This window comes from Sporomusaceae bacterium, assembly GCA_031460455.1.
Classification (GTDB): Bacteria; Bacillota; Negativicutes; order Sporomusales; family UBA7701; genus Anaeroselena.
On the sequence record JAVKTQ010000003.1, the window covers coordinates 176,802 to 189,219 of the forward strand.

Below are 12,418 nucleotides of genomic sequence, written 5' to 3' on the forward strand. Positions count from 1 at the left end.
CCTTTATTGGAGCAACTGATCGGCGGACCGGCCTGGCTGGCCGATCTCGCCATGATCGCCGCGCAGATCGGCGCGATCTTCGCGGTGATAATGACGTCGGCGATTGTGCTTGTTTACGCGGAGCGCAAGGTCAGCGCCTTTATGCAGATGAGGATCGGTCCCAACCGCGTCGGGCCGTGGGGCATCCTGCAGACGACCGCCGACATGCTCAAGCTCCTTTCCAAAGAGGATATAATGCCCCGGGCCGCCGAGCGCCGCGTGTGGGCGCTGGCCCCCGTGCTGCTGTTCGTGCCGGCCGTTGCCGCCTACGCCGTGCTGCCGCTTGACGCCGGGCTGGTTTTCGCCGACCTCAACATCGGCATCTTCTACTTTGTCGCCATCTCTTCGCAGGCCACGCTGCCCTTTCTGATGGCGGGCTGGGCTTCGAACAACAAATACGCCCTGCTGGGCGGGATGCGTACCGTCGCCCAGATGATAAGCTATGAGATCCCGCTCGTTTTTTCCCTGCTCGGCGTGGTGATGCTGACAGGTTCGATGAAGATGAGCGATATTGTCGGCGCGCAGCGGGATTTTTGGTTTATTCTCATCCAGCCGGCAGCATTCCTGGTGTATGTAATCGCCGCGACCGCCGAGACCAACCGCACACCGTTCGACCTCGTAGAGGCCGAGTCGGAAATAATTGCCGGTCCGTTTACCGAGTACAGCGGGATGCGCTGGTCGCTGTTCTTTCTCGCCGAGTACGCCAACCTCGTAGCCGTGTCGGCTATCGCGGCGACGGTGTTCCTCGGCGGCTGGCAGGGCCCCTGGCTGCCCGGCTGGCTGTGGTTCACCGCCAAGGTGGTAATGATGATCTATATTTTCATGTGGTTCCGCTGGACCTTCCCGCGCATCCGGGTGGACCAGCTGATGTCCTTCGGCTGGAAGGGTCTGCTGCCCCTCGCCCTGGTCAACGTCGTCGTCACAGGGATCGGAATCTTTATCGCGCAGCAGTGGAGGGGGTAAAGAATGATCGGCAAAGGACTCGTCAAGGGGATGTCGATAACGCTCAGGCGGTTCTTCGATCGCCCCAATACGGTTGAATATCCCGAGCATAAGATCCCGATGACGCCTCGCTTCCGCGGCGGCAGCCTCGTCCTTGACAGCGGCCGCTGCATCGCCTGCGGCCTGTGCGCCATGGCCTGCCCGAACGCAGTCATTGACCTGGCCACGGAAACGGGCGAGGACAAGAAGAAGCGCCTCACCGCCTACCATTTCCACGCCGGCCTGTGCCTGTTCTGCAACCTGTGCCTCGAAGCCTGCCCGGTGCAGGCTCTGTCCTGGTCGCAGGATTACGAGGCGGCCTGCTACCGGCGCGAGGGCCTGAGCATAGACTGCCTGGCCGCGGGCCAAAGGGGGGATACGGTTGGCTAGCTGGGTAACCGTCGCCGCGTTCTACCTGCTGGCGGCCGTCGTTCTGGCCGCTGCCGCCGGGGTGGTGTTCAAACGCAACCTTGTCCATAGCGCCCTTCTGCTCGCCGTCACATTTATCGGTGTGGCCGGGCTTTATATCCTGCTGGCCGCCGACTTCCTGGCCGCCGTCCAGCTGCTTGTCTATAACGGCGCAGTCGCCGTCATCGTCGTCATCGGCGTTATGCTTACTCAAAAGGGAGACATGAAGAACAGCAACCCGCCCAACCGCATGGGCCGCGGCATTCTGGTCGTCGTCGTTCTTCTTGCCGCCGGTATGCTGACCGCCGTGCTGACGACAAAATGGCCGGTCGTGGCGCAACCGGCGCCGGGGGAAACGGCAGCCGCTATCGCCGGCCTGCTGCTCGGCGATTTCGCCATCGCCTTCGAGGCGGCGGCTGTCCTGCTGCTGGCGGCGATGATAGGCGCCATCATCCTGGCGAGAGGAGGGGAGAACCGTGGCAGCCATCGGACTTGAGCACTACCTGGCCGTCGCCGCCCTGTTGTTCTGCCTCGGCGTTTACGGTCTGCTCACCAAACGTAATCTTGTGGCCATCCTCATGTCGATTGAGCTGATGCTCAACGCCGTTAACCTTAATATGGTGGCCTTCTCGCGGTTCATAACCCCCGAAGCGTTCGTCGGCCAGTTGTTCGCCGTTTTCACGATAACGGTCGCCGCCGCCGAGGTCGCCGTCGGCCTGGCCCTGATTTTCAGCATTTACCGTGACCGCGCCACCACCAGCACCGAAGAGATGGACTGGATGAAGTGGTAAGGGAGGGGAGGCAATGATGAACATATTCGATACCGCGCTCCAGCTGTCGTGGCTTATCCCCGTTCTGCCGGCGGCCGCTTTCCTCGTCATCATGGCCGTTTTCAGGGCCAGCAACTTCTTCAGCGCCGCTATCGCCATCGCCGCCATGACCGCGTCATTCCTGCTGTCGCTGGGGGTGGCGGCCAAAGCCATTATGGCCGGCTTCACCCGCGAGAATCCTTTCGTTCTCAAGGCTACCTGGTTCGAATTGCCCGGTCTCCACATCGACATGGGCGTGCTCGTCGATCCCCTGTCGTCGCTGATGATCGTCGTCGTGACGCTGGTGGCCCTGCTCGTCGAGATATACTCTCTCGGCTATATGCACGGCGACGGCGGCTTTCCGCGGTTCTTCGCCTTCCTGTCGCTGTTCGGGGCGTCGATGCTCGGACTGGTCGTAGCCGTGAACTTCCTGCAGATGTTCGTTTTCTGGGAGCTGGTGGGGCTGAGTTCCTACCTGCTGATCGGTTACTATTTCTATAAGATATCGGCCCGTGAGGCGGCCAAGAAAGCGTTCATCACCACCAGGGTAGGCGATTTCGGCCTCCTGCTCGGCATCGTGGCGCTGCAAATAATACTCGGCACCCTCGATTTCACCAGCCTCGACACGCTAATCCCCAAGTACGTGAAAGAGTATGGCGATGCAGCCCTGACGGTCGTCGCCCTGCTGATATTTCTCGGTCCGGTGGGCAAATCGGGACAGTTCCCTCTCCACGTATGGCTGCCCGACGCCATGGAAGGCCCCACGCCCGTTTCGGCGCTTATCCATGCGGCGACGATGGTCGTGGCCGGGGTGTACCTGGTGGCCCGCGCCTATCTTCTTTTCCACACCCTGCCCGCCGCGTTGGCAGTCGTGGCCTGGGTGGGCGGCTTCACCGCCTTCTTTGCCGCCGCCATCGCCCTTACACAGCGCGAGATCAAGCGCATCCTCGCTTATTCGACTGTCAGTCAGCTCGGCTATATGATGCTGGCCCTCGGCGTAGGCAGCCTGACCGCCTCGATGTTCCATCTCATGACCCATGCATTCTTCAAGGCGCTGATGTTCCTCGCAGCCGGCTCGGTACTGCACGCCCTGCACGACCGGGCTGACATCTTCGCGCTCGGCGGCCTCAAAAAGCACATGCCGCTGACTTGGGCGGCGATGGGCATCGGCGTGCTGGCTATCGCAGGCATCCCGCCGTTCGCCGGCTTTTTCTCCAAGGACGAGATTCTTGCCGCAGCCGCGGGCGTGAGCCTGCCGCTGTTCGCACTGGCGACGGTCACGGCCGCTATGACCGCGTTTTACATGGCGCGGATGTTTTTTGCGGTGTTCTACGGCCGGCCGCGCTGGGATGAGGCGCATGAGCACCCCCACGAGGGCCCGTGGTCGATGCGCATAGCGCTCGGCGTGCTGGCCACTCTCGCCGTTACGAGCGGGGCCGCCGGCTATTTTTTCCACTTCGGGGACTGGGTCCGTTTCGGGCCGCCCCATCACGCGGGCATCGACTGGGCGATCGCCGGCACCTCGACGGCGCTGTCCGTGCTGGCCATCGGTGCGGCCTGGCTGCTCTACGGCGCCGGCCGCTGGTCGCCGGACGCGGTGGCCGCCAGGCTGGGGCCGCTCTACACCCTCAGTTTCCGTAAGTTCTATGTCGACGAACTGTACCTGTGGTTCGACCGCACCGTCGTCGACAGCCTGGGCCGTTTCCTGGCCTGGTTCGACGTCCGGGTGATAGACGGCATAGTCAATGGCTGCGGCTGGCTGGCCGAGGCGGGAGGCGACCGCCTGCGCCGCATGCAGACCGGCCAAGTCCAGCACTATGCGCTAATATTCTTTGCCGCCATTTTCCTGCTGGCCATCTGGATGGCAGCTGCCGGGCCGGCGCCGGTCAAGGCCGCGGTTTTGTCGGGAGGTGAGGTACGGTGAGCACCGGTTTTCCCATTCTCACGACAATCCTCGTAGCTCCCGTCCTCGGGGCGCTGGCCATCGTCCTCCTGCCTCGCGAAGCCCGCCAGACGGTCAAGTATGTGGCAGCCTTCGCCATGGGCACCGCACTGGCGCTCGCCCTGTATTGCTACTTCGCCTACGATTTCGCCCGCGGCGGCATGCAGTTCACCGAAAGCGTGCCGTGGATACCGGAGTTGGGCGTGACCTATGCCATGGGGGTCGACGGCCTGTCGCTGCCGATGGTTCTCCTCACCGTCCTCATCGGGTTCTCAGCCGTGTTCGCCTCCTGGGGAACGGAGGAGCGGAACAAGGAGTTCTTCGTCCTCCTCCTCATCCTGATCGCCGGCGTCGCTGGCACCTTCCTGACCCGCGACCTGTTTATCTTCCTGCTCTTCTACGAGCTTGTGGTAATACCGATATACATCCTCGTCATCCTGTGGGGTTCGAGTAAGCGGGTGACCAAGGAGTACGCCGGCATGAAGCTGACCATTTACCTGCTCGTCGGCTCGGCCTTCCTGCTCGTCGGCGTGCTGGCTCTCTACATTCAGGCTTACCCGCCGGGCGAGCGCACTTTCCTTATGGAGAGGCTGGCCGCGGCTGCCGCTCTCGGCCATCTGCCCGAGAGCTTCCAGGTACCGGTGTTCTTTCTCCTTCTGCTGGGGTTCGGCTCGCTCATCTCCATGTGGCCGTTCCACAGCTGGTCGCCGGACGGCTACGCCGGTGCGCCGACCGCGGTGTCGATGATCCACGCCGGTGTGCTCAAGAAGATCGGCGGCTACGGCCTCATCCGCCTCGGCGTCGTTGTCCTGCCGCTGGGCGCCAAGTACTGGGCGCCGGCCATCGCCGCCCTTGGGGTGGTGAACGTCCTCTACGCCGCCTTTATCGCCATCTCGCAGCGCGACCTGAAGTATGTCGTCGGTTATTCGTCTGTTTCCCACATGGGCTTCGTGCTTATCGGCATCGCCGCGCTGAACGTCATCGGCATCAGCGGCGCGGTCGCCAACATGTTCGCCCACGGCGTGATGAGTGCCCTGTTCTTCGCCCTGATCGGCTACCTGTACGGGCAGACCCACACCCGCAAAATGGATGAGATGGGCGGTCTCGCCCACCAGATGCCGTATGCCGCCACCGGGCTGATGCTGGCGGGTATGGCCTCCCTTGGGCTACCCGGGCTGATCAGCTTCGTTCCCGAATTCACCATCTTCGTCGGCGCTTTCGGCCGCTTCCCCGTCCTCAGCGTGCTGGCCATCGCCGGTATCGTCCTGACGGCGCTTTATACGCTGCGCGTGCTGGCCAACGTGCTCTTCGGCCCTCGCCAGACCAGGTTCGATCACCTGCCCGACGCCGGCGGACCGGCCCTCGTCCCCATCATCGTCCTCGGCATCGTCCTCATCGTCTTCGGTGTTTTCCCCGCGCTGCTGATGAAGATGGCCGGCAGTGGAGTCGAGCCGCTTACCGCCATCCTCGACGGCGTCGGCCTGGCGGCGCGGATGGGAGGTGGGCTGTAATGGACCTCAGTTTGCTGACAACCGAGATTGTGACCGTCGCGCTCGCCTGCTTCGTCGTCGCGCTCGATCTGCTCATGCCGGCCGGTGAGCCGCGCCGCGCGCTCGGCTACCTGACCCTGTTGGGACTTGCTGGCATCTTCGCCCACACCTTCACCCAGTATGGTCTTAACGCCAGCCTCTACGGAGGCATGTTCCGCGTCGACGATTACGCCGTTTTCTTCAAGCAGATTTTCCTGGCCGCCTATATGCTGACAATACTTTTCTCATTGCGCACCGCCGACGGGTTTGCGCCTTATACGGGCGAATTCTACGGGTTGATGCTCTTTTCGCTCGCCGGCATGATGGTTATGGCGTCAGCCAACGACCTCGTGACCCTGTTCGTCGGCATGGAGCTGATGACGATCACTTTCTTTATCCTCGTCGGCTTCAACCTCGGCGACGGCAAATCGAGCGAGGCCGGGGTGAAGTACCTTGTCCTCGGTGCGGCGTCGACCGCCGTCCTGCTCTACGGCATGAGCCTGATTTACGGCTATACCGGTTCGGTTGTCCTGCCGGAGATCGCCGCCCGACTGTCGGCCTCGCCGGCCGCTCTCGTCGGCATCGTCTTCATCCTGGCCGGCTTCGCCTTCAAGATCGCCGCCGTGCCTTTCGGGATGTGGGTGCCCGATGTCTACGAGGGCGCTCCGGTGCCGATAACCGCTTTGTTGGCGATGGCGTCGAAGGCGGCGTCGTTCGCGGTCATCACCCGCGTATTCCTGACCGCCTTCGCTGATGCGCCTTACAACTGGCCGCTGATAATCGCCTGGCTCGCGGCGGCCAGCATGGTGGCCGGCAACCTGGCCGCCATCCTCCAGACCAATGTCAAACGGCTGCTGGCCTACTCGTCGATCGCCCAGGCCGGTTATCTGCTTACCGGCCTGGTGGCTGCCGGGCCGAACGGCGTAAAGGGGATCATCTTCTACACCGCCCTGTACGTTTTCGCTTCCGCCGGCGCGTTCGCCGTCGTGGCGGCGGTGAGGGACGAGACCGGCTCGGACGATATCGCCGCCTACCGCGGATTGGCGCGCAGCTCGCCCCTGCTCGCCGCGGCAATGACGGTCGCGCTGCTTTCCATGGCCGGCATACCACCGCTGGCCGGCTTCGTAGGCAAGCTCTACCTCTTCCTCGCCGTCCTGGAGAAGGGGTGGTTCTGGCTGGCTCTCCTAGGCTTCGTCATGTCGATGGTGTCGGTCTACTACTACCTGCTGGTCGTCAAAGCCATGTACCTCGGCGAACCGGCCGGCGAGGCCCCGGCGGACGGCTGCTCAGCGCTCCGCTGGGCGGCGCTGGTAAGCCTGGTCCTCACGGTGGTGTGCGGCGTATACCCCACGCCGCTCGCCGCACTCGCCAGCCGTGTTGCCCAGAACTTTTTCCAGTAGCAGCGCCTGTCCGTTCCGAACTGAAAAGGCCCCCGCTAGACGGCGGGGGCCTTTCTTGGTTTAATAGGAAAGATCGTGAGTCGCTACCGGGCGAAGTTTGCGAAAATAGCTTTCATATTATGAAATTTCTTCCCTCCCCGGGATTGCCGGCAGGCAATCGACGGCACATGTAGTATTTATAAATATGGAATAATATGCCGGGGAATCCTCCGTGCAAATGGCAGCTTATCGATTTCAAACAGAAGGGATGTTTTTATGGCGATGATTACGAAGGAAAATTTATCGCAGGCGGTCGAGAGGACGATGGCGGCGGCGCCGATCACCGACCTCCATACCCATATCTTTGCGGAGGGGTTTGGCGATCTGCTGCTGTGGGGCGTGGACGAGCTCGTAACGTACCATTACCTGATAGCGGAGAACTTCCGCTACACCGGTATGCCGTACGAGCAGTATTTTGCGCTGAGCAAGCAGGAGCAGGCCGAAATGATCTGGCGGAACCTTTTCATCGAGAATTCGCCGGTCAGCGAGGGACAGCGGGGCGTTCTCACGGTGCTGGCGAAGCTCGGACTAGACGTCGGTTCGCGCAATCTGGGCTCGTTCCGGGAGTTTTGCTCCTCGTTCACTCCTGGCCAGTTTATTGACAAGGTTTTTGCGATTTCCGGGGTCAAAGCGGCCGTAATGACGAACGACCCCTTCGACGCCAAAGAGCGCACCGTATGGCTGAACGGCGGCTACGACGATCCCCGCTTCCTTGCGGCGCTCAGGATCGACCCGTTACTCAATGCTTATGATCAGTCCTACCTGCTGCTGCGCGAATGGGGTTATAACGTTGATAAACGCCTTGACGCGACGACCGTCGAGGAGGTCAAACGCTTCCTGCGCGACTGGATCCAGCGGATGAAGGCGCTTTACATGGCGGTGTCCCTGCCGCCGTCCTTCATGGTGCCGGAAGATTCGCTACGTTCGCGGCTGATCGAGGAGTGCGTAATACCTGTGTCGCGAGAACTCGATGTACCGTTCGCGATGATGATCGGCGTAAACAAGCTTGTCAATCTTAAACTCGGCGTCGCCGGCGATTCGGTGGGTAAAAGCTCTGTCCGGTCGCTGGAGTACCTGTGCGAGAAGTATCCCGACAACAAGTTCCTCGTCACGATGCTGGCGCGCGAGAACCAGCACGAGCTGGCGGTGACGGCGCGCAAATTCCGCAACCTGCTGGTGTTTGGCTGCTGGTGGTTCCTGAACAATCCGTCGCTAATCGAGGAGATCACCCGCATGCGCATGGAGCTGCTCGGCCTGAGTTTCGTGCCCCAGCATTCGGATGCGCGTGTTCTCGACCAGTTGATTTACAAGTGGGACCATTCGCGGAAGATAATCGGCAAGGTAATGGTGGATAAGTACAGCGATCTGCTGGCGACCGGCTGGAAGCTCGACGAGGCGGAGCTCAAGCGCGACGCCGAAGGTCTGCTGGGCGGCAACTTCTGGCGGTTCATCGGCAAAGCGCCGCTGTAAGCGGGACGGCAGACAGGCAAATATTTTCTCCGCTGGAAGGAAATTCAAAGATGCTGACAGAATTATCAAATAATATAGTTTCGCCTTAACCCATTAATCTAAGGAGGGGGACTGTAGTGCGCAAACTGATTTTGATTCTGACTGTCCTGTTGGTCACGGCCTTGGTGCTTGCCGGCTGCGGCGGCCCGACCGCGCAGAAGGCCGAGGCGCCCAAGTATCCGACGAAAGCGGTGGAAATCATAATCCCCTGGGATGCGGGCGGCGCGACCGATGTGCTGTTTCGCGCCCTCGGCAACGTCTTCCCGAAGTATGCCGGCAACCAGCAACTGATCGTGAAGAACGTCCCCGGCGGCGGTGCGGCCATCGGCTACACCGAGGCGATGAAGTACAAGGGAGACGGCTACGGTATCGTGGCGGCCGCTTCGCCGATGGTCTCCAAGATGCACATGAGCTCGGTCAAGTTCGACATCAATACATTCGCCCCGGTGATCCTGATCGCCGACAATGCCTGCATGATCATGGTTCCCAAAGATTCTCCCTATAAGGATCTGAAGGATTTCCTGGCTGATGCCAAGAAGCGTCCCGGCGAAGTTACGGTGGGCAACGGCGGCTCGGGCGGCGGGACCCACCTGGCGGCCCTGGCCTTTGAAAACTTTGTCGGCGATGTCAAGTTCAAGCATGTGCCCTTCCAGGGCGGCGGGCCGCAGATAACCGCCGTGCTTGGCAAACATGTCGACGCGGTTATGGTGTCGGCGCCTGAAGGCGTTCCCCAGGCCCATGCCGGTCAGTTACGCATTCTCGGTGTCTTCGGCGAAAAACGCCTGCCAAAATTCCCGAATGTGGCCACCGCCAAGGAGCAGGGCGTAGACTTCAAGTTCACCATGTGGCGCGGCGTGCTGGCGCCCAAGGATACCCCCCCGGAAATCGTGAAACAAATGCACGATATCTTCAAGAAGACTATGGAAGACGCCACATTCAAGGCCAAGGCCGAAGAACTGAGCGTCGATCTGAAGTATCTGGGGGTCGAGGATTTCGGCAAGTTCCTCAAGGCAGAGGATCAGCAATATATGAATCTCATCAAGAAGGCAAAACTGGGCGACCGTTACAAATAGTCGTTCCGTTTGTGGGTTGCGATTGAGGGGCCTTCGGGTCCCTAATTTTTTGAAGGGACGGGCGAAAATGAACAGAATCGACGAAGTAAACATCAAACATCAGCGGTTGGCCGCCCTGATGGCGGCGAAAGGCTATAGCGCCGTCCTGCTGAAGAAACAACCGAATTTTTCCTGGTTCACGGGCGGCGGCCGCAACATGGTCGGGATAGCCACCGAGATGGGGGTTACCTCCCTGCTTGTTACCAGGGAGGACCGTTACTGCATCGCCAACAAGATCGAAGCGGCCCGGATGATGGACGAGGAGGGACTGGCAGACCTGGGCTTCAAACTGCTTGAACACGGGTGGGACGAGGACAAGGAAGCCGAACTCGTCGGCAAGGTCGTGGGCGATCTGGGCTCCGTGGCTGCCGATACGGGTTTTGCGTCCTGCAAAAACGCCGACGGCGAGATCAAGAAACTCCGTTATTCGTTGACGGAAAACGAGATCGAACGTTACATGTTCCTGGGCGAGAAGCTGTCGACGGTGATCGAGAAGGTTATGCTCGGCATCCGTCCGGGCGACAAGGAGTGCGAGGTTGCCGGCCGGGTGGGAGCAGATCTTTGGAAGGAACTTATTGACCCGACGGCGATAATGGTGGCCTCGGATGAGCGTATTTTCCAGTATCGCCACCCGCTCGCGACGGACAAAATGGTCAAACGCTATGTGATGGTGTGCATCAACGCCCGCTACAAAGGGCTGATAACGACGGTCACCCGCATGCTCCATTTCGGCAGGCCGGACGCCAAGCTGGTGCAGCAGTTCCTCGACAACAACGAGGTGGAGTGCCGTATGATTGCGGCGACGAAACCGGGCGCCCCAGCGGTTGACGCGTTTAACGCCGCCCTGGCCGGCTACCGGGAGTTCGGCGTCGCGGACGAGTGGCGTTTGCATCACCAGGGCGGTTCGATGGGCTACTACGGCCGCGACTACAAGGTGACCGCCCAGACGACGGAGACCGTAGCCGAGAACCAGGCGTTCTGCTGGAACCCGTCGATCACCGGCACGAAGACCGAGGACGGGTTCATCGCGACAAACGGCGGCCCGCTGATGATCACCAGGCCGGTGATCTATCCGCGCATAAAGTCGACCGTGGACGGGGTGGATTTTGTCCGGCCAGGCATGCTTGTCATTGATTAGGAGGAGAGACGATGGCGCGTTTAGGTGTGGCAATAGTCGGCCCCGGCATGGTGGCCAACACGCATGTCACCGCTCTGCAGGCGATACCGGCGGCCCGCATTTCCGGCGTATACGGCCGTAACCCCGCGGCGACGGCCGAGTTCGCCGCCAAGTACGGCCTGCGGGTGTTCAACTCGTATGAGGAGGCGCTGGCCGATAAGGAGACGGACATCGTCAGCATCTGCCTGCCGCCGGGCATGCATGTGGATTTTGGCCTCCAGGCCGCCGCCGCCGGCAAACACCTGATACTCGAAAAACCGATGGATATCAGCGTGGCCAAGGCCCGCAAGCTTATCGAGACATACCGGGCGGCGAAGCTCACGCTGGCGGTGATTTTCCAGAACCGTTTCACGCCGGCGGCCCAGCGGGTGAAAGCGGCGCTCGACGCCGGGCTGCTGGGCGACCTAATCCTCGGCGACGCGTATGTGAAGTGGTACCGTTCGCCCCAGTACTACGCCAGCAACGCCTGGCGCGGTACGTGGAGCGTGGAGGGCGGCGGGGCGCTGATAAACCAGGCCATCCATACTATCGATCTGTTGCAGTGGTTCATGGGCGGAGTAAAAAGCGTCAGCGGGATGACCCGGACGTCCATTCACAAGATCGAGACCGAGGACCTGGGGGTCGCGGCGGTGGAATTCCTCGGCGGCGCTCTCGGGGTGATCGAAGGGACGACAGCCGTCACCCCCGGCTACAAGGAGCGGATCGAGATTCACGGCACGAAAGGTTCTTTAACGATGACAGGCGGCCTCGTTACCGAGTGGCAGGTCGAGGACTGCCGGGCGGAGGACTACCTGGACGCCGAAAAGGTGTCCTACGGGGCGACTAATTCGCCGGCCATATCCGACGTCAATCACCGCGCCCAGATGGAGGATATCGTCACAGCCGTCGGACAGGGCCGCGACCCGCTGGTGACGGGCGAAGAGGGCATCAAGTCGCTGCAGATCGTGCTGGGTATATACGAGTCGTCCCGCGAGGGGCGGAAAATAACGCTGACATAAGGATCATCGGGAGGCAATATGAAAAAGTGGCAGCGAAGAGCGGCCCTGGCCTTCTTTGTTATTGCTGCGGGCGCAGCCGCTAAGGCGGTCGATATCGGCTTCGGCAGTTTCGACGCTCCGGGGGCGGGTTTCTTTCCTTTTTGGCTGGCGGTGCTGCTGGCCATTGTAGCCGTCGTTTATTACGCAGCCAACCGCGAGGCGGACGCTGGGCCCCAGCCGTCGATGGCGGCCGGCCGTTTCCGGCGTCCCGCCGTCGCGGTGGTTATCATTCTGCTTTATACGCAGGCGCTCGATTTCCTGGGCTTCGCAACCGCCACCTTCTTCCTGTTCACCGCCTGGCTCAGAGGCGTCGACCAGGAGCGGTGGAAAAAGGTGGGGCTGGTGGCGGCAATCGGCACGGTAGCGGTTTACGTTGTTTTCGCCGTCCTGCTGCATCTGTCGCTGCCGCACGGACTGCTGATCTGAGGAGGGCGGA

At 61.3% G+C, this 12,418-nt stretch carries 12 protein-coding genes; all 12 read left to right on the plus strand.

All coding sequences use genetic code 11. The annotated features are described in order from the left end of the window. Positions 1–51: 51 nt before the first annotated feature. The 12 genes from nuoH (at position 52) to RIN56_07630 (ending at position 12,408) form a co-directional block, all read left to right on the plus strand. Positions 52–1,002: an NADH-quinone oxidoreductase subunit NuoH gene (nuoH, locus tag RIN56_07575; protein ID MDR7866668.1), complete on the plus strand. Its 951-nt coding sequence runs from the start codon at positions 52–54 to the stop codon at positions 1,000–1,002. A gap of 3 nt (positions 1,003–1,005) precedes the next feature. After that, positions 1,006–1,410, plus strand: coding sequence for an NADH-quinone oxidoreductase subunit I (locus RIN56_07580; GenBank protein MDR7866669.1), 405 nt, complete (start codon positions 1,006–1,008; stop codon positions 1,408–1,410). Next, complete coding sequence (locus RIN56_07585) at positions 1,403–1,924, plus strand: NADH-quinone oxidoreductase subunit J (protein MDR7866670.1); 522 nt, start codon at positions 1,403–1,405, stop codon at positions 1,922–1,924. Before RIN56_07580 ends, RIN56_07585 begins: the two co-directional genes overlap by 8 nt. Then, positions 1,905–2,219, plus strand: a complete 315-nt coding sequence (gene nuoK, locus RIN56_07590; protein ID MDR7866671.1) for an NADH-quinone oxidoreductase subunit NuoK — start codon at positions 1,905–1,907, stop codon at positions 2,217–2,219. The genes RIN56_07585 and nuoK overlap by 20 nt, the downstream gene beginning before the upstream one ends. A 13-nt stretch (positions 2,220–2,232) precedes the next feature. Beyond that, positions 2,233–4,161, plus strand: coding sequence for an NADH-quinone oxidoreductase subunit L (gene nuoL, locus RIN56_07595; GenBank protein ID MDR7866672.1), 1,929 nt, complete (start codon positions 2,233–2,235; stop codon positions 4,159–4,161). Further along, positions 4,158–5,690 carry an NADH-quinone oxidoreductase subunit M gene (locus RIN56_07600; GenBank protein ID MDR7866673.1) on the plus strand — a complete coding sequence of 511 codons (1,533 nt, stop codon included), beginning with the start codon at positions 4,158–4,160 and terminating at the stop codon, positions 5,688–5,690. The genes nuoL and RIN56_07600 overlap by 4 nt, the downstream gene beginning before the upstream one ends. Further along, on the plus strand, positions 5,690–7,108 hold the full coding sequence (locus RIN56_07605; GenBank protein ID MDR7866674.1) for an NADH-quinone oxidoreductase subunit N: 1,419 nt from the start codon (positions 5,690–5,692) through the stop codon (positions 7,106–7,108). The genes RIN56_07600 and RIN56_07605 overlap by 1 nt, the downstream gene beginning before the upstream one ends. A gap of 255 nt (positions 7,109–7,363) precedes the next feature. Continuing rightward, positions 7,364–8,617, plus strand: a complete 1,254-nt coding sequence (locus RIN56_07610; protein ID MDR7866675.1) for a hypothetical protein — start codon at positions 7,364–7,366, stop codon at positions 8,615–8,617. A gap of 116 nt (positions 8,618–8,733) precedes the next feature. After that, positions 8,734–9,729 (plus strand): tripartite tricarboxylate transporter substrate binding protein, encoded by a 996-nt coding sequence (locus RIN56_07615; GenBank protein ID MDR7866676.1) that lies wholly within the window; start codon positions 8,734–8,736, stop codon positions 9,727–9,729. Between the two features lie 67 nt (positions 9,730–9,796). Beyond that, a complete protein-coding gene (locus RIN56_07620; protein ID MDR7866677.1) occupies positions 9,797–10,906 on the plus strand; it encodes a M24 family metallopeptidase in 1,110 nt (369 codons plus the stop codon). Positions 10,907–10,917: 11 nt separating this feature from the next. Beyond that, positions 10,918–11,943, plus strand: coding sequence for a Gfo/Idh/MocA family oxidoreductase (locus tag RIN56_07625; GenBank protein ID MDR7866678.1), 1,026 nt, complete (start codon positions 10,918–10,920; stop codon positions 11,941–11,943). Between the two features lie 18 nt (positions 11,944–11,961). After that, positions 11,962–12,408, plus strand: a complete 447-nt coding sequence (locus RIN56_07630; protein ID MDR7866679.1) for a tripartite tricarboxylate transporter TctB family protein — start codon at positions 11,962–11,964, stop codon at positions 12,406–12,408. The last annotated feature ends 10 nt before the right edge of the window (positions 12,409–12,418 follow it).

Coding starts and splice junctions, on each gene's coding strand:
- RIN56_07630 (MDR7866679.1), top strand. CDS start 11,962: ATGAAAAAGTGGCAGCGAAGAGCGGCCCTGGCCTTCTTTGTTATTGCT.
- RIN56_07620 (MDR7866677.1), top strand. CDS start 9,797: ATGAACAGAATCGACGAAGTAAACATCAAACATCAGCGGTTGGCCGCC.
- nuoL (MDR7866672.1), top strand. CDS start 2,233: ATGATGAACATATTCGATACCGCGCTCCAGCTGTCGTGGCTTATCCCC.
- RIN56_07610 (MDR7866675.1), top strand. CDS start 7,364: ATGGCGATGATTACGAAGGAAAATTTATCGCAGGCGGTCGAGAGGACG.
- nuoH (MDR7866668.1), top strand. CDS start 52: ATGATCGCCGCGCAGATCGGCGCGATCTTCGCGGTGATAATGACGTCG.
- RIN56_07580 (MDR7866669.1), top strand. CDS start 1,006: ATGATCGGCAAAGGACTCGTCAAGGGGATGTCGATAACGCTCAGGCGG.
- RIN56_07605 (MDR7866674.1), top strand. CDS start 5,690: ATGGACCTCAGTTTGCTGACAACCGAGATTGTGACCGTCGCGCTCGCC.
- RIN56_07625 (MDR7866678.1), top strand. CDS start 10,918: ATGGCGCGTTTAGGTGTGGCAATAGTCGGCCCCGGCATGGTGGCCAAC.